The sequence below is a fragment of the Prolixibacter denitrificans genome, assembly GCF_003014495.1.
Lineage (GTDB): Bacteria > Bacteroidota > Bacteroidia > Bacteroidales > Prolixibacteraceae > Prolixibacter > Prolixibacter denitrificans.
In genome coordinates, this window is record NZ_PYGC01000005.1 from 101,878 (window position 1) to 127,675 (window position 25,798).

Genomic DNA, 25,798 nt, shown 5'->3' on the forward strand with positions numbered 1-25,798 from the left:
ACTTTCCGTCTTCATGAATAAACAATTATGTTATCAATTAAAAAACAGACCAATAGACGCTCTCACCGTTAATTCAACTTTATGTAAAAAACTTTCAATTCACTCTCCCCATGGTGAATCGCCAATTAACAAAAGCATAATATGAAACGCACGACCACGGAGGACAACATGAAGCGGGAATGACTAATTTTGAGGTTTCATTCCCCGGCTTAAAGATCTCGTGTTTTACGTTAAAGAACCAACCGGGAGAATGGAACTTCTTCTCTATGCATACACCCGGAAACACACATTGGTCGAAAACCCTGAAGGGACTAAAGAATACCTTTCGTTCGCTGCAATACCGCAATTACCGGCTTTTCTTCGGGGGACAAAGCATCTCACTCATCGGTACCTGGATTCAGCGCATCGCCATGCCATGGTTGGTGTATCACCTGACCGGCTCAGTAGTTCTATTAGGTGTTGTCGGCTTTGCCGGACAGATTCCCACCTTCCTGCTGGCCTCCTATGCCGGTGTTATTACCGACCGCCGGAACCGCTACCATATTCTGATTGCCACCCAGGTACTCGCCATGCTGCAGGCACTTACCCTGGCGCTGCTTTTCTTTCTGGGCATCATCCAGGTTTGGCACATCATTGCCCTCAGCATTTTGCTTGGCCTCATCAATGCATTCGATGTGCCCGCCCGGCAATCGTTCGTCATCGAAATGGTAGAGAAGAAGCAGGACCTGGGCAACGCCATTGCGCTGAACTCCTCCATGGTGAACGGTGCCCGATTACTGGGCCCCTCCATTGCGGGCGTGTTGATTGCCGTTACCGGAGAAGGTGTTTGCTTCCTCATCAACGGGTTGAGTTACCTGGTGGTCATCGCGTCGTTGCTGAATATGAAAGTCACTCCGCGTCAAATCAGGAAAAAGACGACACGCATCATCGAGGAACTGAAGGAAGGTTATCACTACACGTTTGGCTTTGCGCCCATCAAATCCATCATTCTGCTGCTGGCATTGGTCAGCCTGATGGGCATGCCCTACAATGTACTAATGCCGGTATTTGCCAAAGAGGTTCTTCACGGCGACTCACATACCTTTGGTTTCCTGATGGGCGCTTCAGGGCTGGGAGCCATTACAGGCGCCATGTACCTGGCTTCGCGTAAGAATGTGATTGGCCTGGAACGACTGATTCCAGCAGCAGCTGCCGTTTTTGGACTGGGACTGATTGCCTTTTCGCAATCCCGGTTTTTCTGGTTGTCGATGCCACTGATGGTCATCACCGGCCTCGGGATGATGCTCACCATGGCCTCCAGCAACACGGTGATTCAAACCGTGGTCGACGACAGCAAACGTGGACGCGTGATGAGTTTTTATGCCATGGCTTTTATGGGTACTGCGCCTTTCGGTAGTTTATTTGCCGGCGCTGTAGCCAAAGCCGTCGGTGCCCCGCTGACGTTAACGATTGGCGGTGTAGCTGTTGTTCTGGGAGCCCTTCTGTTTGCCCGCCAACTTCCCAAAATCCGGGAAGGCATCTTCCCGGTGTACCGGGAAATGGGGATTCGCTCCGGAAAACAATAGCCCCCATAAACATTTTCCCGGTTCAAGTACCCCAAACCTAATTTTTCATAAATTGGGAAAGCAAATTTGATTTTTCATTCTTTATACACTGTAAAACATGCCCAAGCAAAAGCCTCAAACATTAGTATTGAAAGTTATTTCGATTATTTTCATCAGCTTTCTGTTCTTTAGTTGCGATTCAAACCTTCTTCATAAAACTCCAATCGATAACTTCAAGGGAACATGGGAACTCCAGGGTAGAACCATGTTCGACGGAATTAAAATCAAAATTACCGAGGATAAGAACGGCAATTTCGTGGGCAAAGTGGTTGAATTGAATAACAACAAATATGTCGACCTGTTTGTCAGCGTGGGAGATACATGGGTAACCGGCATCGGTCGCTCATCTAATTTTGAGTTTATTCTTACCGAAAGGAAAATTGCCAGTCAGTTGTTTTCACTGTACGGGCTGGATACCACACAAGACTACGAAGTGAAATTTATTGACAATAATACATTTGGCCTTGGGACAGGCAGCGCTGATCCTGGCCAGTCATCCATCAGGTATATCCGGGTGACACCTTGAAAAGCTAAAAAACGATTAATGACTATAAAACCTCTTCGTTCATTATTCACTCAATCATAATATCCATACCATTAAAAATTTAAATTGACTCTAAATAGTTATTATGCTAACTTGAAGAGACAAATACCAGGATATAATCCTATTTTACTAACTAAATTTTTAACCAAATGAGTATCAATTACAAGGTGATACCGCGGAAAAATCCGGGTAATATTACCGCAGATCCCAAGTATTATGCGTCGATCAACAGCAAAGGACGCAGAAACAACCGCTACATTGCCAAGCAAATTGCCGACCGCTCTTCCCTCAACGAAATGGATGTATTATCGGTCATCGAAGGTTTCCTGCAAATTGTTCCCACAACCCTAACCGACGGCTATACTGTCGACCTGGGTGATTTTGGCACCATGAACCTGATAGCCAAAAGTCAGGCTGCCGAAACCGAAGAGGATTTTAACAGTAGTTTAATTGAAGGCGCTAAAGTAGCTTTCCGCCCCGGAAAGCTGTTCCGTAAAGAACTGAATGCCGCGGAATTCGTCAAACTCAACCACGCCGAATAGCATATAAAGGTTAATTGATTGGTTATCCTCGGGACTTTAATAAAACAAGGTCCCGATCTAATTTCAAGAAAGTCCGGATCTTTTCACGACAAGGTCCGGATCTTTTTTGAAGAAGGTACCGATCTCCTTTCAATCAGGTCCGGTCTTTTTTAAAAAAAGTCCGGACCTTCTTTCAATGAAGTCCCGATCTGGTTTACTCCAACTTTTAATCACCCAAAGGATTTCACAAAAATCGCTGAAAAACAGGCACAAGAAATACACGCAACGAAATCATTCATCCCCGCATCTTACCGGTACCTAAACGAAACGCCATGACTGGAAGAACCATCCTGCTCGGATTACTTTTATTCATCGCTGCACAACCGGGGTGCAAAAAAAACGATGACCTCCCCCCGGAGAAACAAATTCTGGGTGTGTGGGTATCGACCAGCACAGAAGACATTCTCGATTTCACGGATGAAGATACTTTCTACAAATCGAACAAAAATATCCACGAACCCTATCGTTACCAACTCGAAAAAGATTCAATAGAAATTCAGTACGTTGGAGAATCTTTCATTGCGGTACCCCCCACCAAACACAAATACACCATTAGCGGTAGCCGACTCACCATCGATTTCGCCAGTAAACATTGTTTTGGCTTTCCTACTGAACTTCTCACCTTCGTGAAAAGATAAGCAGTGCACATCTCTTCATTTCCCTTTTTTCAGAAATCTCTCTTTGTGCAACATTTAATTGTTGCGTACAAAATTTTGTAACTTTCGCCCCTGAAACTTCGGAATATTCAGGCCATGAGCAAACGAGAGAAAAAGGACATCGGCGGCAGGCTGGCCGGTAAAGGCGTGTTTCCCCACGAAATGGCTTTTACCCTGCTCATTCCCTTGCGGAATATGTTTCTCTCGCCCAGGCAGCTCATCAAACGACTCGAACTGAATCCATCGTCCAAAGTACTGGAAGTAGGTCCCGGACCGGGCTATTTTAGCGTGAAAGTGGCAAAAGCCATTCCCGACGGCGAACTGGTACTGGCCGACATTCAGCAGGAGATGCTCGATTATGCCAAAAAGCGTGTCGACAAACGGGGCCTCACCAACGTGTCGTATTCACTGTGCGACGGCAAAACGTTTCCTTTCCCCGACGAACATTTCGACCGCATCTTTTTGGTGACCGTCATTGGTGAAGTCGAAAACCAGCAAGCATACCTGAAGGAATTCCTCCGGATACTGAAAAAGGGCGGCATCCTCTCCATCTCGGAACTGGCGGGTGACCCGGACAAAATGAGCACCACTGAAATCAAGGCCCTCTGTGAAAACGCCGGATTCACGTTAGACAAAATTCACGGTAACAAACGAAATTACACCGCCAATTTCCGAAAGGAATAACACTCTTTCTTTGTGTAACTCCTCCGGAGTAACAAATCCCCTTACCAGCTTCGTCCTACAATACTTAATGCCCTACGGGCAAAAATTCTGCGTTGGACTCCTACTCTACTACTCTTCCATAACCTTATGCTATCAAACACATGCGGGTAATGATGAAATCACATAACTATTTAAAAGGTTAAATATATTTTTACATGGATAACTAAATCATAACCTTTAAATCAAACCTATCATGAGAATTACGGGAATTATCCTGCTGACTTTCTTGTCCTTCCAGTTGGCCGTAGCCCAAAATCTGAAACCCTACATCCTCGGGGTTGAATCAGCCGAAAGCGTGGCTGACCTCAAAGGAAGAGTGGCAACGAACCTGGAACAAAACGGCATTCAGGTTGTGGGACAATACGAACCGGCTGCCGATGCCAACCGCTGGCTGCTCGTTGTTACATCGCCGGAGTTGCAAAAAGCGGTGGAAACCGTTGGCGGCCTCACCGGCTTTGCTTCCACACTACGCGTAGCCATTACGAAAGAAGACGGCAAGACGCTGGTCACTTATACCAATCCGGAATATTGGGGAAACGCATACTTCCGCGATGATTACAATAAAGTAGCGTCCGATTATGCCGCATTAACAGCTCACCTGGAAAGCGCCATGAAAGCGACCGGCACTTTCGTGGGAAAACCATTCGGCTCGGAAAAAGGATTGTCGATAAAAGACCTGCACAAGTACCACTACATGATCGGGATGCCCCGCTTTGACGACACGGTAGAACTGGGTGAATTTGATAATTACCAAACAGCGTTGAATAAAGTCAACTCATCAGTCGATAAAGGCGTGCCGAATGTAAAAGAGGTGTACAAAGTGGCCATTCCCGGCAAGGATTTAACCCTGTACGGATTTGCCCTTTCGGGAGAAGACGGCGAAAGCGATTTCCTCCCGACCATCGACATTAGCCAACCAAAGCATACCGCTTTTCTGCCATACGAAGTGCTGGTGGACGGCAACCAGGTGTTGATGTTGCACGGCCGGTACCGGATTGCGCTCTCATTCCCCGACCTGACCATGGGAATCTTCACCAAAATCATGTCGACCCCGGGCAACATCAAAGATATGCTGGAACAACTGACAGAATAACCATTCGAAACCAACTACCTACCTATGACGATACCCTATTTAGGGGCAAAGGCCAGTGAATTCACTTTCGCTGGCTTTTTTTATACTCTTTAACGCTCTCACCGAAACTTAGCTTGCCAACTGCTCGTTATGAGGAAAGATTACTCCTGATAAAACGAAGTTATTATGATTCGGACAGAAACAATTACTTACCACGATGCAGACCAGACCTTCGAAGGGAAAATCAGTTGGGACGATTCCCTTAACGGGAAAAAACCGGGCATTCTCATTGCCCATGCTTTCGGCGGTCAATCGGATTTCGAAACCGGCAAGTCGGTCGAACTCGCAGAACTGGGCTACGTTGGAATGGCTATCGATATTTACGGAAAAGGGCGCCGGGCTTCCAATCCGGAAGAAGCCGCTAAGCTAATGGCCGAGTTCAACAACGATCGCGCCTTGCTGCTGAAACGGATGGAGCTTTCGCTGAAAACGCTGCGGAACCATCCGGAAGTAGATGTAACAAAAACAGGCGCTATCGGATTTTGCTTCGGCGGAAAATGTGTACTCGACCTGGCCCGGTCGGGAGCCGATGTAAAAGGCGTTGTGAGCTTCCACGGCATGTTTGATAAACCCGGTCTTCCGGAAGAAAATCCAATAAAAGCTTCGATCCTCGTGCTGCACGGCTGGGAAGATCCAATGGCAAAACCCGAAATGTTCGTTGAGTTTGCCAATGAAATGACCGAAAGAAAGGCCGACTGGCAGATGCACGCCTTTGGACATACCGGGCATGCGTTCACCAATCCAAAAGCCAATGCACCCGAAAGAGGATTATTTTATCAACCCACATCGAGTAAACGAGCATGGAAAGCCATGGCTGACTTCTTTGAAGAGATGTTTGTATAAAAATAAAACAGGGCAGCATGCAAAATCACTGCCCTGTTTTCATCGATTCAATTACACATCTGAGTTCTGAAATTCTATTTTCTACATACCTTTTGCCTTCACCGACAAATCTTTCCGCCACTGAACCACATAACCATAAACATCTGAATAACTATTCACGAGTTTGTCACGTACCATTTTTGCTTTCTCTTCTCCCAAAACGCGTTTGGTAAAATCTCTCCACTTTTCTTTCGGTCCTTCCATTTCTGCCCAGTTTTTATAGGGAAAAACGAGATCAACGACCAATGCTGAACCTCCGTTAACATTCCAGATGACACTATAATAGTCCTTTCTCCCCTCCTTTTTAATCGCGTCACCATACGCTTTAATGGCATTATAGAAATCCATTCCATGCCCGGGGTTCAACTTATAGGCGTATACCTGAATAAGATTCATCTCGTCGCCATTGGGATACCAATTCACAAGCGACGTATCATTGGCTGATATTTCGCTCGTAATTTTGGCTATGTACGGGCTTACATTCTTTACAAACTCAGCGGATCCCTTAGCATTAAAATCCTCGTAGCTATCGAAATCAGCCCAGCTATGACCGCCTGAACGGATAATGAAATCTCCCATGTTCTTGCCATTTAGCACCTGATAAATATTCCAGTTCCAGGGATCGCCATTGTCCATCCGCCATTGAGCATGTTGCTTCAGAGCCGTTTGAAAAGCTCCACTTTCACCATCTTTTACTTTGACATAATATACCTTAGCCAAATTCTTCGACTGGGCAAACAAATCATTTGCTGTAAGGCCGAACATAAAAACGACCATTAAACCAATTAGCAGTGTCCTTTTTTTCATAATGCTTCTATTTTGGTTACTTGTTGAAATAAAAATCTTTTATCGCATATAGATTCGGGCATGAACGAGTATGCTTCTAAGCCCAACGAGAGCCTATCTTATCCAATCCAGCTTGTCCCAATTCTTCGGGGCTCATCACCACATGAAATTCCACTTTGGCTTCAAATGCCAGGAACCAGGGTTCTGCCAAGGCAGGAATCATCGAAGGTTTTTCCAGATTAGCCAGGATAACTACAGCCCGTAGACCTTCCAATTCAGTGAAATAAGCTGCTTCCGGTTTTGTTTCGTCCAGGATGGTTTTCATTTTCGACTCAACACTTCCGTCTCCGACTGCAGCATTAAATTTTGCGTGCGGCACCCGGACAATCATCATGATACGCATGATCCATACTCCTTTCTTTTGGTTAAACATTCCCTTATCAACCTTCCGGAAGCAAAGCACCTAAGACAAAGCCTGCAGACTTTACAGCCGGTGAGGTGTGTAATTGTTCGCGGCATACGATGCCAGCTCTTCGTCAATTTTCGAAACGCGGGCTACTGCGGTCGTAATTTGTTCGCGGGTCAGAATTCCGCCTTCCGAGGGAACTCCGGCAATAGCCAGCCATAATGGGAACGAGATGGTATGGATGCCGGTATATTTCAACCGGTGGTGCTCCCGGCACAAAACCACCAGGTTACGCGCATCGTCGGGAGTGTCAAGAAATTTTTTGGTTTTTGAGAGTTCTGTTAAGTACTGATGTAGTTTTTCGGGGTCGTCGGCCGAAGCGATGTAATCTTCGTCGTAAAATTCTATAGCGTTGAGAATATTGGTTACTTTTCTGGGGGAAAGCGCATTCCAGAAGGCCCATTCAAAAACGTGATGAACTTCCCGGTATTCCTTCTTTCCACATACCCAACAGGGTGCACCGCATTCATCACGTATCAGTTTTTTATTCTTTCGGAAAAGAGATGACTCTCTTCGTTCGTTATGTGCCGGTATCCAGTATTGTTCTTCGAACGTACCTTTTTTAAAATGCTCAACCAGCTTCGACATATAGTGCCTCCTCCTTTGGGTTCGTATTTAATTGTTAACGAACCTATTAAATATACGACACTAAACAGAGGCCATCAATAGGTCAATAAAAAGCATAGTATGAGATATATCGTCAGAAGGTAGCATTTTGATGGATAATAGCTTAGATTTGTAGTAATATGCACAAAATGGTTATCCCATGGAGCACACTGAGTTTTTAGATGAAGTCAGGGATATCATCCGCGAAAACCATTTCAGCAGCAGCACCGAAAAGAGTTATCTCGGCTGGATATACCGCTTCATCATCTTCAATAACAAGCAACACCCCAAGGAAATGGGGCCACGCGAGATAACAAAATACCTCGACTACCTAACCACCAAACGCAACGTTTCCCCTTCGACCCGTAACCAGGCACTCAACGCACTTACGTTTCTTTACAACAAAGTCCTCAATATCTCTCTGGATGATTTCCATTCCAGACACTTTAAAATCAACAAAAAACTACCGACCATTTTGACTCGTGAAGAGGTGCAGGAGATTCTGAACGACCTGCAGGGAGAGTTCCGGTTGATGGCTTCGTTGATTTACGGCAGTGGTTTGAAACTGAACGAATGTCTGCGCTTACGTATTCGTGATATCAATATAGAGAAAGAAGAAATCATTGTCCGGGACGAAAACAACGAGATTGACCGAAAGACCTTGTTGCCCTCGTTACTCATTCCACGATTATCCAGGCAAATTCAGAAAATCAGTATCCAATTCGAAGAAAACAAGTTAATCCCCGGTTTTGCAGGTACTAACCTTCCGGAAAACATCCGCAACACTCATCCGGAAGTAGAGATGGAATGGGACTGGCAATACCTTTTTCCTTCCGGAAAACCGAACACCGAAAACGGAACTGAAAAGCTCTTTCAACATCACATCCATGAAAATTATCTGCAAAAAGCAGTAAAAGAAGCAGCACGGCATACCGGAATTTCCAAACATGTTTCCTGCTATACTTTCCGGCATAGCTTTGCCACTCACCTTTTAGAAGACGGTTATTGCATCGAAACGGTTCAACGATTGCTGGGACACAAAGACATTCGGAATACCATGGTATACAAGCAAGTACTCAACAACAATCAATTCACTGTGCGAAGCCCGCTTGATATATAATTACACTAACATCTGAACGGATATCTCGCATTACACGTGAGTAGATTCACCTACTTTTCTCGCGCCAAATGTAGGAAGAGGTTCTTCCATCTCGATATATTTTAAAATTTGTTCAGCCCGGTGGACTTTTTTACCCGCTCGATGAACGATATTCTGAGCAAAGTTGATAATCCCTTCGCATCCCGCCTCCTCAAAAATGGAGAGCAAACGAGAATTTTCATGTATATCTGAATTGACAAATGAACTCAACTTACACAAGTTTAAATAGTCAACATCCTCTTTTGTTAAGCCGGTGATGGAGGAGAGTCTCTTTTCTTCCGGCGCTCCACTCTGCGTTACCAACAAAAATGTCCGGATAATCAGTTTTGCTTCTATTAAGTCGGCCACCAGATATCCCAGCTTAAAGTTGTCCATTCTGTATTCAATGAGATATTTATTATGTCCTATCTCTCGAATAACGGGATTCATGCATGAATCAACGACAAACAGATGAATATCACCTGAATTTACCATATCCAGTCTTTCTTTCAATCGGATAAGTGCATGCTTCTGTATATAAATTTCCGTATTTTCCTGAACTCCGTATAAATCAAGCTTCAGTTCTCTCGTAGGAATCGTTGCAGGATTAAATTTACGAGTCACCCAACCGACCTGATAAACTGGACGATTAAGGCTGTCAATATTAACGGATATTCTGGGACTTATGATCTCGCCAACCCTAAACACGCCATAATATTTACCACCATTATGCTTGTGATCAGACCATTCAAAGCGGACCGGATAGTGATTTTGATCGAGCCCGGAGAGATATACTGTACATAAGTAAAGCACCTTAGTTAAATTATTCTCAAAAAAATCTTCGTTGTATATTTTTCCCATGAATGGCCCTATCTCATCTCTGATTTGTTGAATTCCGGGGAAAAAGTCTTTCTCTCCTATCACAAACCCATAATGAACAGTCAATCCAATTGTCAGATAATCATACATGTTCATTCGTATGTTATCATTTGGCACATCGAAATAATAATCTTTCAAAATAGCGTAGACCGTTTCATTCATGATTTTCGTATTCTCGCCGGATATAAATACTCCCTCTTCCGACAACACTTTAGGAGCCATTAACCGGTTCTGATAGAGAAGGTTCATATAATATATCGGGATCAGTTTAAAGAGATGCTCTTTCTCAGCAACGGTAAAAAATTGTTTGACTTTCCGGTAAAACTTTTTGCGCAACTCAGCTTGTTCCTGCCTTTGTTGTTGTGCCGATGGTCGTTTTTTTCTTCGCTTCGACATGGGAAATGAGTTAGGTTAAATGCAATTTTACCTCTCCATATCGCATATCGAAATTTCAGCGTTGGTCAGTTAAACGACTGGAGAAGGTTAGGTTTCTCCTGAATTTAATAATTAAAGTGCTAAATCGTTCAAATTGTATTGCAAAACATATAGAAATCAAGACATAAAAACTCACACGCCATGCTGATTGAGAAAAAAAAGCTGGCTACTGATATGATATCAAGTATCGTCAACAGCCAGCTATTCATTTCCAAACCTATGAAGAAAGCTACTAGCTCAGTGTTTAATGAAAGCCCTGAAACATTTATCGATGAAATGTTGCGGGCGGTAAAATATTATTGCCCGATAATCGCATTATAGGCATCGGCATCCATAACCTGCGGCTCGTAAGTAATTCCCAAAGATGCCAGATTACGAACGAAAGCGCGAAGGTGGTTGGTGGAACCTTTTAATAAATTGGCATAAACTATTTCTACGTTAGCATTTCCTACCTTTTCCAGCCAGTTATTCAAATCGACAATGTCAGTCTCTTCGATTAATGCCCCAACTTTCAGCGCCTCTTCCAAACTGACTTCTCCTTGTATTATCAAATCAGCATACAATTGAGCCAATGTTTCATTAACGAAAACACCAAGCTCATCAGAAGCCGGATTTATGACATTGTAACCATCAATCAGGAAAAGGACTGCATCCATGTGCCGTTGTTCACTATTTGAAATATTGCTAAATACTTTAAGTCCATAAAGATCGTTCATCTCAAGATAAACGTCCCGAGCCATTTTTTCTTCTTCGATCATGAATTGCAAACTGGCAACTTCTTCGTCAGTCAGATCACCAGCTAAATTGCCATCATCATCAATTATTAAAGAGAGTGCTTTTACCTCAGAAGCCTGAACTTCATCGGCAGATACAGAGGGGTTTTCGCTACAGGAGGTTACGATAATTAGTGCGGCTATTGCAAGGAATGCAATAAAGAAACTCGTTTTTTTCATCACAACTGATTTTAAGTTCGACTACAAATAATTCAAAAGATGCAGCATTTGCAGAGTCTCAGCTCCGTCGTCGGCAAACAACTATTTAACAGTGAGTTATTCTCAGCAAATGCTACATTTTTTCAGTGTACCGCATGAGACGAATTTTACCCTACACCAATTGGAAAATAATCTTCTATAAATCAGTTCTCTCCCGTTAAAATCTATCTTTTAGGTAAAAAATTATCCTTCAGTGGAAATAAAAAAAGCTGACAACAGATACTTCGATATCCGTCGTCAGCTGACTTGCAAACCTATGAAATCCTGTTTGTCTACATATACTTAGTACACCAGCGTTTGAATGGCATGCGCCGGTATTTCCAGGTGTGTTTCCGCTTGTCCTACAATCAGGTTGTAAGTAACCGGGCTGTCGGAACCATTCATCACCACCGTGGCCATCTTTCCGTCTTTATTCAGGAAAGAAGTACTGAGCAGTGTACTCCGGCTGGAAGCCGTACTGATGCGCTTCGCTCCCGGATGAATGAATTTTGAGAAATGACCGATATAGTAATAAGCCGGCGTGAAAATCAGTTCGCCGGTTCGGGTATCGGCATGCACGGGCGCAAAACAGAAATTCCCCACATGATTCGGACCGCCATTCTGATCGAGGAGAATATTCCAGTCAGTCCAGCCTACCGTTCCGTTATTGAAATCGTGAATCATATTGCTTCCGTAGCGCTCGGCATTCGACCAGCGCTGGTATCCTTCCGGCGTAAAGGCCTCGTTACACCCTTCGGTGAACAACAGGTTCTTATCAGGATAAGATTCCTTCACTACTTGCTCATTGTCCCATTTGGGTTTCGCGCCGGTCCAGGTTTCGTACCAGTGCATTCCCATTCCCCATGCATATTTAGCCGCATCCGGATCACCGAAAATGGTGTTGGCGCGGTCGACCATTAAATCGCGGTTGTGGTCCCAGACAATGATTTTTTTGTCACCGAACCCAGCTTTTTCCATGGTCGGACCAAGGAAGTTTTTCAGGAAATCGCGTTCCTCTGCAGCTGTATATACACATGACTCCCAAGTCTGCACAGCCATCGGCTCATTTTGAATGGTGATTCCCCATATCGGAATTCCTTCTTTCTGGTATGCCTGAATAAACTTCACGTAGTAGTTGGCCCATGCCTGATCATACTCCGGAAGCAATTTTCCGCCGTGCAGCAAACTCTTGTTGCTTTTCATGAAAGCCGGCGGACTCCACGGACTGGCAAACAAAACCATGTGACCGCCAGCCTCGGCAATCGCTCTTTTAATCATCGGAATACGATATTTCATGTCGTGAGCTACCGAGAAAGTTTTCAGATCTTTATCCCCATCTTCCACGTAAGTGTAACTCTCGCTACTAAAGTCGCAACTACCAATATTCGTCCGCATCAGCGAATAATCGATACCACTTTTTCCGTAATAAGCCACCAACAATTCCTTCTGTTTATCAGCCGGAAGCTGAGCAAACACTTCTGCTGAAGCATCGGTTATAGCACCACCAATTCCCAGGAATGACTGGAAAGATTTCTTCGGGTTAACGAAAATGGAAATTTCCGTTTCTTTGGGTTGAATAGCTTTCTGAAAGCTCGATTCACCGGTATGAGCCAGGCGCAGATTGGTATCTTTCGCCGTAGTGAATACCTCAATTTTCTTTCCGTTGGTCGAAAAATCAGGTGCGGTCGTGTCTTTCTTTTCCTGAACTGGCTGAGCGCACGACCAGGCCAAAAAGACAGTAACAATTATTAAGGAGTACTTCATCTGGTTTTATTTATTGTTCGATTACCAAATATACGTTCCCACAGCGCCTCCTGCAAGTGCACTACTCACCGTTTCTTCGCCAAGTTTCATATTGAATGTCTGGGTAACCGAAGCATCGTTCAAAACAATCAGGACGGTTGAACCGTCGGGTGTTACGAAAGCCACATTAGGCAGGTTATCAGGTTGATTGCTCGAGATACGTTTTGAGCCCGGACGAACAAATTTGGACGCATGAGCGATGATGTAGTACGCCGGATTCCGAGTGACGTTATCGCCATCGATGGTTAATGCTCCCAAACACTGCGAACAACCTCCATCGGTGTGTGGTTCCAGGCTTGAATTCGCTGCCAGGTTCCATTCCAGAACGGTTTTGCACCAGTTCCGGCTCGCGCCGATGATCAGTTCGCGGGTGTGCCATTTCAAATCGCTCGGAAAGTCGCCCGGAGCACCAATCCACTGCTCGGTAAAATACAGGTTCTTTTCAGGATAGCTGTTATGCAAAGCAGCCAGACTGTTGATAGAACCGGCATAAAGATGGAACGCTGCACCATCGACATATTTCGAAGCATCGGCATCGTTGTATATCTCCGCCGGGTAATCGGTTCGATCGCAGTTATGATCGTAAACAATAATCTTCGTCTGAATTCCTGCCGTCTGAAAAGCAGGCCCGAGGCTGGTTTTGATAAACGCCGCCTGCTCCGAGGCCGGCATGTACATGCTCGGATTGTTTCCGTCATGCAGCGGTTCGTTCTGAATGGTAATGGCATCGATGGTAATTCCTTCCTGCGCCATCCCTTCAATATATTTCACAAAATATTTCGCGTAAGCATCGTAATATTCCGGTTTCAGGCTTCCGCCAACGGAATTGTTGTTCGTTTTCATCCACAGCGGCGCCGACCAGGGCGAACCCAGTATTTTGATATTTGGATTGATTGTCAGAATTTCTTTCAGAACCGGAATCAAATATTGCCGGTCGGGAGCCAACGAAAAATGGTCCATGTTGACATCCGTTTCACCGGAAGGTAAGTCGTCGTATGAAAATACGGAAGCATCCAAATCGGAAGCTCCGATGCTGATACGAAGGTAGCTGATGCCAATATTATTGTCGTTGTCATCAAACAACTCTGTCAGCAAAGCGTGTCGTTTGGCAGCCGACATGTTGTAAAGATGCATCGCGCTTCCACCGGTCAGGGCGAAACCAAAGCCATCCATGGTCTGAAATGATGTCGATGGATCAATTTCAATCGTTGGCAAATTACTGTTCGTCGACTCGGTTACACTGTTTTCCTGCGGTGTAAACAACACCGATTTATCAGGCTTAGTCAGATAGAAAGATACATCTACCGGCACCGAAGGAGGTGGTGGTGCAGGAGTTTCCTCTTTTTTGTCGTTACACCGCCATCCCATCACACTCAACGTCAGCAGTGCAGCCAATCCAACCGTTAATTTTCTCTTTCCAACCATCATTCAATTCGTTAAGTAACCAGGTGGCCGAAACCACCTGGCTTTATTTCAGTTTAGTTTTTGACAAACTGGTAAGTCCCTGTTTGATAGTCATCACTCACAACAATCGTTGCCGTATAGTTACCATCAGCAGTCAGATTATCAAAGTTCTGTCCTCCGTTATTGGTCATTGTGCCACTCAGAGCCGAAGGATCATCGGCACCAAACTGTATATCCCAAGGTGAGTTGAATTTCATCAGGTAACCTGCTTTCAGGTCTGCTGTTACCGTAAAAGTATAAGGATGAACGTAAGTCATCACAAACTCATCGCGGGTATCCCAGTTCGACCAGTGGAACAACTTCATGTTGTAATAGTACCAGCTCAAACGGGCAGTTGAAAAATCGAAGTTCAGTATGTAAGCCTGATCCTTTTCAACCGTCATACCTCCGGCGCCTTCCGACAAGTCAGATGTTCCGGCCACCTTATCGGCAGTAGGATTATCAGAAGCTCCCACATTTCCGCTCAACGCGTAACTGGTCCCAGAACCATCGGATGCACTGTTCAGGGTATACGTAACGCTACTTTGCAATGCCAGATAAGTACCCGAAGTAAAGGTATCACCATCTTTGGTCAGTTCCTTCATCATTGTTCCATCAGCGAACAGGTAAAGGTGATCTGGTGTCGCAACTGGGCCTGCAGCATTCGGATCACGCTCAATGGTGTAGGTATACGGATCGTTGGACAAGTCGAGCGTGAAGATGCACTGCCCCGACAACGTTGACTGGTCATCCTCAAAAGAGATACCCAGCTCATTTCCTTCCGATTCCATGATGAGCGAATTATCAGTACCGACAATGTGCTTCAGCAGATAGCCCCAGTCGCCGTTAGCGCGGAATACAAATCCACCTTTATCGAGCAGATTGATGCTGCCTTTCCAGACACCGCCGCCCTGGTATTGCAGAGGTTCGTCACCTCCCCAACCGCCGTCAATGATACCACCAACAACGCTCCATTTATCAATCTTCAGTAATGAATAGGTGTTGTTATCCAAATCAACCGAGATACGGTAAACGGCTGAATCGGGAGCAGCAATCGCGGTACCTGATTTCACCAGGTTTCCATCAGAACCACCATATTGATGAGCCGGCAGACTCGTAGCGCTGAAGAATTTAAAGGCTTTTCCTTTATCCAGATGAGTATAGGCTTCGTAACGGTTCAGTCCGTTTCCATTGGCATCTTTCAAACGACGCATCGGAATCGCTTTCGACAAATCCGTGCCGGTCTCAGTAGCTTCTCCTGAAACATACAGCGAAGTTGGAATAATCTCGTGCTGGAAACGTGTTACCAGCAAATCACCCGATGAGTAAGTACTTTTACTCAAACAACTGGCAACGACGGCCCAGGTCACTTTCGATTCGGCATCCGCCGGATAACCGGCCAGTGACATCGCCTCATTCAGCTGACTGAATGTAATAGACGCAGTAAGTCCGGTTCCACTATTGGCCGCTTTCACGGAAAGAATCGGTGTATCGAAATTAGTCGAACCAGCGGTGTCGATAACAACCGAATAGTAAACGCCAAAACCAGCAGTAGAAGATGCACCGGTCCAGGTAAACACAATGGTAGAATCGGGTTTATTCTCATCCAGAACAATGGATGAATTCGCCGCTGGAGAAACAATGGCAGGATCACTTAACTTCCAGTTTCCTTCCGGCGCAAGATTATCTTTTTCGGTGCACGACCATCCGGCAAACAACAGCACGATGATGGTGAGCAATAAACTATATCTTGTTTTCATTTTTTTCATTGGTTGTTTGAAAGAGACATGGTCCGGGCGTCACCATAAATGCCCTTAATTCGCTGCTCTCCATTCCGGAGAATACAACCGGCAACCACCTTTCCATGTCCTTTCATGTCACATAAATATCTATATCACCCTATTTACAAAGGATTCTGAACCAGTTGCGGGTTCCGGTCCAGTTCCTGCTGCGGAATCGGGAGCAGTGTTTTGGCTTCCGTTACATTGTACTGGGTTGGTTGACCGGTTCTCAGGTCAATTTCCTGCAGGTTGTTCATGGTCGAAACCACCAGGTTGTGACGTTTCAGGTCATCCCAACGTTGTCCTTCCTGGGCCAACTCCAGACGGCGTTCGTTCAGAATCGCCGTACGCAAGGCATCTTTCGTAGCCGTTTGCGCGGCAGTCAGTGGTGCCAGGTTTACGCGGGCGCGGATTTTATTTACCTCAGCAGCTGCATCGGTCAAGTCACCGGTTTCGTTCAAAGCTTCTGCTTTCAGCAAGACAATGTCTCCGTAACGAAGAATGTACAACCGGTCGGTACTGGCCCATCCCATCGCGTTTTTCATTTTATAAGCGAACGGAATGCTGCTACCTTTGGCATTTCCCCAGTATTCATCAATCCAGTCGTTTACTTTTTCGAAAATAACGCTGGCATTTTTCCGCACCACATCACCTTCCGCATCGTAAGCATCAATCAGGTTGTGTGATGGAACGACAAACTTCCGCCAGTTGTCTCCTGTCAATGACGGAGGCAACATCAACTGCGGTGCCCAGTTACCTTCACTTCCTCCGGTGAACTGCACTTCCAGAATCGATTCGGCATTGTTGTAATGGTTACCATCAAACAGGTCAGCGTAGTTGTCCAGCAAACGATAATTGGCTGAGCTCGCTTCTACTTTGGCAATGTATTCCAATGCTTTTGCATAATCATGCGAGGGTTCCTGCATACAGGCTTTCGCGGCAAGCGCATAGGCGGCACCGGCAGTTGCGCGGGCTTTGTTGACTGTCGCATCACTTCCGTACGTATCCGGTAAAAGTTTGCCTGCTTCATCCAGATCTTTCAGAATCTGAGCATACACTTCTGCCTCCGTAGCGCGAGGCAACTGTACTTTACCCGGATCGGTCGTTGTCGTCGACTCGAGTACCAGTGGCACCCCGCCCCAGTTTTTGACCAGGTTGTAATAGTGCAATGCTCTCAGGAATAAAGCTTCGCCTTTAATTTGCTGTCTGCGCTCATCCGTCAACTTCGGATCGGTAACATCCTGAATTCGGTCAAGCACAGTATTGGCTTTCAGAATCCCGTTGTACAACTCTGACCACCAAGACAACACACGGCTATTGGTTGGAGTGATGTTAAACAGATCAATAGCAAAGATTTCCGGGTTATCACCACCCGCATAGTCGTTATCGGTCCTAACATCTTCGAGTAAAATCTGGTCCCAGATGTAGTAAGACGATGATTGAAAAGTTTCGTACGAACCGGTCAGGGCTGCTTCGATCTGATTGGCAGTAGAATACGCACTACTGGTCGTCTCTTCCGAGATGGGAGTCAAATCGAGATAGTTGTCACAGGCAGCCGCCGAAAAGAGGATAGCTGCGCTGAGGATATATTTTTTGAATGAATGAAAATTCATATCTCTATCTTTTTTAGAAAGTTATATTTAAACCAAAGATGATATTCCGGGTCTGCGGATAGGTACCATAGTCGATACCCTTTGCCGTATTGGAAGTTCCGAAGGCATTGACTTCCGGATCAAATCCCGAGTAGTTGGTCAATGTCCATAGGTTTTCTCCGGTGGCATAAACCTTCACATTTTGCATCTTCACTTTGTCCGTCCATGCTTTCGGGAGCTGGTAACTCAGCGTAACCGATTTCAAACGGAGATAAGAACCATCTTCAATGAATCGGCTGGAAATACGCGAATTATCATAGCTACCCCAGCTGGCTTTAGGAATATCTGTCTGATCGCCGGGTTGTCTCCAGCGGCGCAGCACAGCAGTTGATTGGTTTTGTGGTCCGGTCATACCTTCGATTTCCATACGGGAAGCATTCAACATATCGTTCCCTTGCGAACCTTGCAGGAATACGGACAAAGACAGTGATTTATAGCTGACGTTGTTGGTCATACCGTAAATGAATTTAGGATTGGCATCACCAATCACCACACGGTCGTCAGCCGAAGGAGTAAACGTGCTGGAGCCATCTTTAGCGATGTAATAGGCATTACCGGTCTGCGGGTCAACTCCACCCCACACATAGCCGAAGAGTGTTCCCAACGGCAGGCCTTCTTTCACCAGGCTGGCATCGCCGCGGTTCGTAATGCTTCCTGCATAGATCTCTTGTCCAACCAAATCAACAACTTTATTCCTGTTGAAGGAGATATTGAAATTCGTTGACCAGTTGATGGCTTTCTTCACGTTGACGGTGGTAAGATTGAATTCCAAACCTTTGTTCTGCAGTTTACCTACGTTCTGGATAGCAGTATCGTATCCGGTACTACGGGGCAACGGTGCATTCAGTAGCAAATCGCTGGTGTTCCGGATATAAGCATCAGCTGAAAACTGGATACGTCCGCGGAAAACAGACAAATCAAGACCTACGTTGGTCTGTTCCGACTGCTCCCATTTCAGGTTCCGGTTTTCTACCGAAGAAGGATACGTTCCGGGTAAAGTAGAACCACCGATGGGATAGTTGGCGCCGCTGGCCACACGTCCGAACCAGGCGTAGTTCGTAATCTGATCGTTACCGACGATACCCCAACCGGCACGCAATTTCAGGTCGTCGAGGAAACTCAGGTCCTGCATGAACGGTTCCTGCGAAATACGCCATCCGATGGATGATGACGGGAAATATCCCCAACGGTTGTCCGGACCGAAAACACTGGAAGCATCGGCACGGAAGTTAACAGTCAGCAGGTACTTGTCTCTGAAACTGTAGTTGATACGTCCCAGGAAGGAAGTATTCCGCTTTTTAGCCTTATCGGAAGAAGCCGCAATCATTTCAGAGCCACCATTGGTTGTCTGAACACCGTTGCCAGAGAAATTGCGGGTTTCGATATGGGCATTTTCCCAGTAAAACTCCTGGATAACACTACCTGCTAACGCCTCAATTTTGTGTGAACCTAATGTTTTATTGAAGGTCAGGGTGTTATCCCAAATGTAGTAGCTGGTTTTATTGGTATTGTTAATTCCCTGTCCGTTCAAAGCACGACCGTAGCTGGTCAGGAACGGATCGAGGAAATAATCATAAATATCATTGCGATCATCGATACCCAGATTTGATTTGAAACTAAAATCCTTCAGGAAATCGATTTTAGCATACACATTACCCAGTATCCGCTGGCTTTTGTATTTGCGGTTCGAACCATCGGTGCTGGCAATCGGGTTTTCCCAGTTTTGGAACGGGTTGCTGGTAAACGTCCCATCCGGGTTATAAATGCCAATAACGGGAGGAGTTGTCAATGCACCAAGCAGAACACCGCCTTTATCGACACCCTGGTTGTCATTCACATCCACATCCGAATAAACCGAGTAAGCCATGCGGGTTCCAACGGTCAGCCACTTATTCACTTCCTGGTCGAGGTTGATTTTGAAGTTGTAGCGGTTCATCTGAGCACTACGTACTGCACCAACCTGTTCAACCCATCCACCTGACATGTAGTAGGACGTTTTATTGCTTTTCCCGGAAACGGACAACTGATAATTCTGTGAACGACCGTTCTGGAAAATCTCTTTCTGCCAGTCGGTGTTGTGAGTATACAACGACCAGTCAGTGTTTTTTCCCATTTCGGTCATCAGGTCGCGGTATTGCTCACCGTTCAGTACCGGCAAGGTTCTCCATACCTGGGAGAAACCATTGTACACATCCAGTTTCACGGTCGGCCGATCAGTAGTTCCTTTATAGGTAGTAATCAACACAACACCGTTGGCTCCCTGTGCACCATAAATAGCTGCCGAAGAAGCATCTTTCAGGATAGAAATACTCTGAATGTCAGCAGGGTTGATGGAACGGGTATCGGTTGTCGGCACACCGTCAACCACATAAAGTGGCTCACTTCCAGCGGTAATAGAGTTCGTTCCGCGAATGCGAATACTAAATCCCTGGGAAGGTTTTCCCGAACTGGAAAGAACCTGTACACCGGCCGCTTTACCTTCGATGAGGGCTCCCATTTGAGTATTGGGACGCGAATCCATCTGTTTGGAATCGACCATGGCAACCGAACCGGTTACATCTTTTTTCTGCTGAGTACCATAACCAACCACCACCACTTCGTCGAGGCCCGTTACATTCTCTTCCATGGTCACATCAATGTTTGCGCGGTTGCCAATGCTCACGTCTTTGGTCTTCATACCAATAAAACTGAAAGTGAGTACTCCATCAGCAGGAATGTCTCCCGAAAGGGAATATTTTCCATCAAAATTGGTGATAGTACCGGTTGATGTTCCTTTCACCATAACGGTCACCGAGGGAATAGGCTCCCCTGATTTGTCCGTCACAGTTCCTGTAATCGTTCGTTGCTGTGCATACGAACTTACCGACAGGAGCAATCCTGCCAGAAGGCATAAAACAGATTTATGCCAGAGACGAATTTTCAAGAACGTCATTGTTTTTTCTTTTTTCATAGGATTATTTGTTTACCTTCCAATGCATTATCAGGCTATCCGCGTGCATTATGCGATAACACATAACTTTCGCCCGCCCGTTGCCAGACGCAGCCAGACATTCAGATGCAATTCTTTGTCGTTACCGGCTTTAGATTTCCGCCGGAATAGCTGTATTCAACTCGAAAAGTTTATCGGAGTTTTTATCCCTCTTTGGTAGGCCTATGCTAGCCCCGTAACGAAAGGACAAAACAGGATGGTTTTACACACCGATGTGTTTAACGTCTTCTTCATAGCGATTGTAATTTTTAGTTAGCAATTGTGCCCAATTGGTTGTCTGACGGAATATCAAAATGCTCCGCCCGATTTTCAGGTTTTAAAGCGATGGTAAATAGAATGAGATTGGGAAGGAATTGCGAATGACGGTAGGAAAAATATAGATAAAAGTGGAACCAGAAAAACAATTAACACCTCATTTTATGACACTTGCATCTCTCCGGAGATTCAAAAAAAGTGGATGGTTTAAACCGGAAATGAGTACAATTTCACTTCTTAGACACTAAAAAGGAAAAAATTTCAATCTACTATTCGCGTGAAAATTCTCCGATTTTCATCACGTAATCTTCAAAGTCGTCGCGGGGAACGACGGCCCGGTTTTTCACTTTCACCCGGTAATTATAAATGGTGTTTACCGAATAACGCAAAAGTTTGGCAATGGCCGCACTATCGGAAATTCCCAGCCGAATCAAAGCAAAAATTCGCAATTCGGTATTCAGCATTTCGCCTTTCTTCACGGTAATCTGCTCATCCTCTTTCAACAAGGCGTTGAATTCTTCCACGAAAGTGGGATAAATCTGCAGAAAGGTATGATCGAAATTGTCGTAAAACTCCCGGATTTCGTCTTCGATCAACCGCTTCGATTTGGTTCGCTCAAACAGTTCCGACACTTCCCGGTCGGCAATTTGCTTGTTCACATTCCGGCGGAAGCCATCGAGCTTATCGATATAATCGGAACAAATGCTGAAGAAGCTGCCGATGTACTGCTCCTTCACATGATTCGATTCCGAAAGCTGGCTGTTCAACTCGTTTAGTTGAGTATTCGCTTCGGAAAGATGGCCATTCAAATCACGAAGTTTCAAATTAACGGTCTGCAAATCCTTCCGGGCACGGGCCAGTTTCTTCACCTGGCTGTAAATAAACAATATGGAGAGCAACAACACCACAGACAGCAGACTAATGATAATAAGCAGGTTGCGCAGGTGTGCCTTTTGCTTGTCGCTTTTCTTTTGATAAGCTGCTGTCACCACCGGCAGAATGTTCGATATCTGCATGTACCGAAGCCGCGAGTTGAAATAAGCTGCATCTTCGAATGAGAACTTGATGTACTCGTAAGCCCGATCAATTTTATTTTGATGGTAGAGGATTGTCGAAAGCGCCGCCATCGATGCATTATCTTTCACAGCAGCCCGGATATCGGACATCGCCGATAGAATCAGGTACTTTTCCCGCTGTTCGGTATTATTTTGTAGCTGATAGGACAAAGAACGATCGAACGTAATCATCGAATACTCGCGGGTTCCCATTTGCGTCATCGCCAAACGCTTGCTATTCACCCAGCGGCACGAATCATATTCACCGGCATCCCGGTACTGTTTTTCCTCGATGGCCAGGTAAGCTTCCGAGTTTGGGTCGAGCAGCTTCACCACCGAATCACGGTAGGCTTTATAGAGCTTGTAGTATTTACCTGCATTTTCCTTCACCTGGTTATATACGTTCAGGTCGGAATACACGTGCATGAAATCGTGGTAGTAATTCGGTAATAGTTTTTCCGAAAGGTGTTTCCGATCGACTTCGTGCAAAATATCCAGCGCCTCTTTGTACCTGCCGGATGAAGCCAGAATTCCCGAAAGGTTAATACGGGTTTCATTCAGCATGGTTTTATTATCCAGGTCACGGGCCAGCTGAAAATTCAGGTCGATGTAATGAAGGGCCGAGTCGAAGTTGAACGGGATATACTCATCGAGGATGCGGTTGTTGATATAATACCGCTGAGACGAACTCAATCCCGGTTCATTGAGTAAGCTTTTGATGTTCTTTATCTTCTGCAGTTTTACCTGCTCGTATTGCTTTCGCTGTTTCATGGTTAAATCCAATTGATGCAACAACGAATCAATCTCGCTGGCCATGGTCATCTGCCAGCTTCCTGCGAAAAGAATCAGTAACAACAGTAACTTCCTCATTCTGCAAAATTAAAAAAACAATAGTAGGTCTTTGATACGGAAAATTAACAGTAGTCTTCAAATATACTTTATTCGACAATAAGTGAATCGTTTAAATCAAACATAAAGGTCCGATTTTAGCCATCATGTCATCAAGCATATACACATCCAATCAATCATCAGGTATATTCACAACATATTTTTTTATTTTCGTTGGTTATTTAGAATGACTCTCTCTAACACACCCCGTTAGATTGGAGCCAATACAGACGCATTTATTCATTCAAATTTTAAAACAGACAGAATGAAACGACATCTTTCTTTTTTGCTGATTGCGCTGGCGGTTGTGATAACCTCCTGCAGCAACGGCAACAACGGCAAATCAGCCAATTCTAAAACCACCGATTTGAAGAACAACCCCTTTATGAAACCCAGCACCCTGCCCTACGGTGCTCCGGATTTCACCAAAATCAAAGACAGCGATTTTCAGCCTGCCATGGAGGAAGGCATGAAAGAACAACTGGCTGCCATTGAAAAAATTGCCAACAATCCGGAAGCTCCAACCTTTAAAAACACTCTGGTAGCCATGGAAAAAACCGGTCAACTGCTGAACCGTGTTTATGGCGTATTTAATCTGTTGGCAGGTGCCAATACCAATCCTACCATTCAGAAAATTGGCGAAGAAGAGGCGCCCAAGCTGGCAGCTCACCACGATGCCATTTACCTCAACAGCAAACTCTTCGAACGCGTAAAAACGATTTACAACGAGCGTGACACGTTGAATCTCGATCCGGAATCGAAAAAGCTGGTAGAGTATTACTATCAGCAGTTCCAACTGGCCGGAGCGAATCTTTCGGACGCCGATAAGGCGAAGTTGAAAAAACTGAACGAAGAAGAAGCGACGCTCAGCGCCCAGTTTACCAACAGACTGATGGCAGCTGCTAAAGCGGGAGCCCTGGTAGTAGACAACAAGGATAAACTGGCTGGTCTGTCGGATGCCGAAGTTCAGACAGCCGCACAGGATGCCAAAGCCGACAATCAAGACGGCAAGTACCTGATTCCGCTGCAGAATACTACTCAACAGCCGGCATTGCAATCGCTGACCAACCGAGATGTTCGTCACGAACTGTTCGAACACTCGTGGACCCGCGCCGAAAAAGGCGATAAAAACGATACCCGTGCCATCATTTCCCGCTTAGCGGAAATTCGCGCCGACCAGGCACACTTGCTCGGTTACAAAAACTTTGCTGCCTGGAAATTGCAGGACCAGATGGCTAAAACGCCGGAAGCTGTAGAAAAATTCCTCGGCAAGCTGGTTCCTGCCGCTACCGCGAAAGCCAAACGCGAAGCAGCTGAAATCCAGAAAGTCATCGACAAGAGCAAAGGCGGTTTCAAACTGAAGCCATGGGATTGGAATTTCTATGCAGAAAAAGTGCGGAAAGCCAAATATGATCTCGATGAAAATCAGATCAAACCTTATTTCGAGCTGAACAACGTACTGGAAAACGGTGTGTTCTATGCGGCTCACGAACTATACGGACTGACCTTCAAAGAGCGTCATGATATTCCGGTTTACCAGAAGGATGTTCGTGTATTCGACGTGATTGACAAAGACAGCACCACCATCGGTTTGTTCTACTGCGACTACTTCAAACGTGACAACAAATCGGGCGGTGCCTGGATGGATAACATCATCGGACAATCGAAACTGTTAGGCACCAAGCCGGTGATTTACAACGTTTGTAATTTCACCAAACCGGCTCCGGGACAACCGGCACTGCTTAGCTTCGACGATGTTACTACCATGTTCCACGAGTTCGGTCACGCCCTGCACGGTTTCTTTGCCAACCAGGAATATCCGAGTCTTTCGGGAACTGCTGTTGCCCGCGACTTTGTGGAATTCCCGTCGCAGTTTAACGAACACTGGGCAATGTACCCGAAAGTGTTCAAGCACTATGCTGTCAATTATAAAACCGGCAAACCGATGCCGCAGGAACTGGTTAACAAAATTAAGAAATCAGCTACATTCAACCAGGGTTACGCTCTGACTGAATTGCTGGCTGCCGCCGAACTGGATATGCAGTGGCACACCATCCCGGCAGGCGACTCCATCAAGAATGCAGACCAGTTTGAGACCAATGCGCTGCAGAAAACGCACCTGAACCTGGAACAGGTTCCGCCGCGTTACCGTTCCACCTACTTCCTCCACATCTGGGGAAATGGTTATGCAGCCGGTTACTACGCTTACCTGTGGACCGAAATGCTGGACGACGATGCTTACGCATGGTTTGAAGAAAATGGTGGACTGACACGCGCCAACGGTCAGCGTTTCCGCGATATGATTCTGTCTCGTGGTAACACCGAAGATTACGAGAAAATGTACAAAGACTTCCGCGGCCGCGATCCGGAAATCGGACCGATGCTGAAAAACCGCGGTCTGGTAGCAGAATAGTTTATTCTTAGCCGAAATAATAAGTACCTGGATTGCCCCTGGTTCCTGCATGGAATCAGGGGTATCTTTTGACAAAGTCGATCAGAATCAATTCTTCCCCCACAATAATTCTTATT

Annotated in this window: 20 protein-coding genes; 9 read left to right on the forward strand and 11 right to left on the reverse strand. The window is 45.5% G+C overall.

The genetic code is table 11. The features are described 5' to 3' along the window. Positions 1-266 precede the first annotated feature (266 nt). From CLV93_RS11245 to CLV93_RS11275, 7 genes are all read left to right on the forward strand, one after another. Complete coding sequence (locus CLV93_RS11245; protein ID WP_106542476.1) at positions 267-1,565, forward strand: MFS transporter; 1,299 nt, start codon at positions 267-269, stop codon at positions 1,563-1,565. A gap of 97 nt (positions 1,566-1,662) precedes the next feature. After that, positions 1,663-2,130 (forward strand): hypothetical protein, encoded by a 468-nt coding sequence (locus CLV93_RS11250; protein WP_106542303.1) that lies wholly within the window; start codon positions 1,663-1,665, stop codon positions 2,128-2,130. Positions 2,131-2,297: 167 nt separating this feature from the next. Then, positions 2,298-2,690 (forward strand): HU family DNA-binding protein, encoded by a 393-nt coding sequence (locus CLV93_RS11255; protein WP_106542304.1) that lies wholly within the window; start codon positions 2,298-2,300, stop codon positions 2,688-2,690. A gap of 311 nt (positions 2,691-3,001) precedes the next feature. Then, positions 3,002-3,367 (forward strand): hypothetical protein, encoded by a 366-nt coding sequence (locus CLV93_RS11260; protein WP_106542305.1) that lies wholly within the window; start codon positions 3,002-3,004, stop codon positions 3,365-3,367. Positions 3,368-3,481: 114 nt separating this feature from the next. After that, on the forward strand, positions 3,482-4,069 hold the full coding sequence (locus tag CLV93_RS11265; RefSeq protein ID WP_106542306.1) for a class I SAM-dependent methyltransferase: 588 nt from the start codon (positions 3,482-3,484) through the stop codon (positions 4,067-4,069). A 232-nt stretch (positions 4,070-4,301) separates the two neighbouring features. Further along, a complete protein-coding gene (locus CLV93_RS11270) occupies positions 4,302-5,201 on the forward strand; it encodes a hypothetical protein (protein ID WP_106542307.1) in 900 nt (299 codons plus the stop codon). Between the two features lie 165 nt (positions 5,202-5,366). Beyond that, positions 5,367-6,083: a dienelactone hydrolase family protein gene (locus tag CLV93_RS11275; RefSeq protein ID WP_106542308.1), complete on the forward strand. Its 717-nt coding sequence runs from the start codon at positions 5,367-5,369 to the stop codon at positions 6,081-6,083. 81 nt (positions 6,084-6,164) lie between these two features. Here the strand turns inward: CLV93_RS11275 and CLV93_RS11280 are convergent, their stop codons facing one another. The 3 genes from CLV93_RS11280 to CLV93_RS11290 form a co-directional block, all read right to left on the reverse strand. Continuing rightward, on the reverse strand, positions 6,165-6,929 hold the full coding sequence (locus tag CLV93_RS11280) for a hypothetical protein (RefSeq protein WP_106542309.1): 765 nt from the start codon (positions 6,927-6,929) through the stop codon (positions 6,165-6,167). 76 nt (positions 6,930-7,005) lie between these two features. Continuing rightward, positions 7,006-7,341: a hypothetical protein gene (locus CLV93_RS11285; protein ID WP_246187221.1), complete on the reverse strand. Its 336-nt coding sequence runs from the start codon at positions 7,339-7,341 to the stop codon at positions 7,006-7,008. A gap of 51 nt (positions 7,342-7,392) precedes the next feature. Next, on the reverse strand, positions 7,393-7,962 hold the full coding sequence (locus CLV93_RS11290; RefSeq protein WP_106542311.1) for a hypothetical protein: 570 nt from the start codon (positions 7,960-7,962) through the stop codon (positions 7,393-7,395). Positions 7,963-8,140: 178 nt separating this feature from the next. Here CLV93_RS11290 and CLV93_RS11295 point away from each other — a divergent pair, with 178 nt between their 5' ends. Continuing rightward, complete coding sequence (locus CLV93_RS11295; RefSeq protein ID WP_106542312.1) at positions 8,141-9,100, forward strand: integron integrase; 960 nt, start codon at positions 8,141-8,143, stop codon at positions 9,098-9,100. Between the two features lie 30 nt (positions 9,101-9,130). Here the strand turns inward: CLV93_RS11295 and CLV93_RS11300 are convergent, their stop codons facing one another. From CLV93_RS11300 to CLV93_RS11340, 8 genes are all read right to left on the reverse strand, one after another. Then, entirely contained in the window at positions 9,131-10,393 is a 1,263-nt protein-coding gene (locus CLV93_RS11300) for a hypothetical protein (RefSeq protein WP_106542313.1), read from the reverse strand. 335 nt (positions 10,394-10,728) lie between these two features. Next, complete coding sequence (locus tag CLV93_RS11310; protein ID WP_106542315.1) at positions 10,729-11,385, reverse strand: DUF2202 domain-containing protein; 657 nt, start codon at positions 11,383-11,385, stop codon at positions 10,729-10,731. A 321-nt stretch (positions 11,386-11,706) separates the two neighbouring features. Beyond that, a complete protein-coding gene (locus tag CLV93_RS11315; protein ID WP_106542316.1) occupies positions 11,707-13,167 on the reverse strand; it encodes a glycoside hydrolase family 30 protein in 1,461 nt (486 codons plus the stop codon). 21 nt (positions 13,168-13,188) lie between these two features. Next, on the reverse strand, positions 13,189-14,634 hold the full coding sequence (locus CLV93_RS11320; protein ID WP_106542317.1) for a glycoside hydrolase family 30 protein: 1,446 nt from the start codon (positions 14,632-14,634) through the stop codon (positions 13,189-13,191). 50 nt (positions 14,635-14,684) lie between these two features. Beyond that, positions 14,685-16,409, reverse strand: coding sequence for a SusE domain-containing protein (locus CLV93_RS11325; protein WP_170108925.1), 1,725 nt, complete (start codon positions 16,407-16,409; stop codon positions 14,685-14,687). 143 nt (positions 16,410-16,552) lie between these two features. After that, positions 16,553-18,043 (reverse strand): RagB/SusD family nutrient uptake outer membrane protein, encoded by a 1,491-nt coding sequence (locus CLV93_RS11330; RefSeq protein ID WP_106542319.1) that lies wholly within the window; start codon positions 18,041-18,043, stop codon positions 16,553-16,555. 13 nt (positions 18,044-18,056) lie between these two features. Further along, positions 18,057-21,032, reverse strand: a complete 2,976-nt coding sequence (locus tag CLV93_RS11335) for a SusC/RagA family TonB-linked outer membrane protein (RefSeq protein WP_211297808.1) — start codon at positions 21,030-21,032, stop codon at positions 18,057-18,059. Positions 21,033-21,595: 563 nt separating this feature from the next. Then, positions 21,596-23,251 carry a DUF6377 domain-containing protein gene (locus tag CLV93_RS11340; RefSeq protein ID WP_106542320.1) on the reverse strand — a complete coding sequence of 552 codons (1,656 nt, stop codon included), beginning with the start codon at positions 23,249-23,251 and terminating at the stop codon, positions 21,596-21,598. A 283-nt stretch (positions 23,252-23,534) separates the two neighbouring features. Between CLV93_RS11340 and dcp the strand changes: the two genes are divergently transcribed. After that, complete coding sequence (gene dcp, locus CLV93_RS11345; RefSeq protein WP_106542321.1) at positions 23,535-25,682, forward strand: peptidyl-dipeptidase Dcp; 2,148 nt, start codon at positions 23,535-23,537, stop codon at positions 25,680-25,682. The last annotated feature ends 116 nt before the right edge of the window (positions 25,683-25,798 follow it).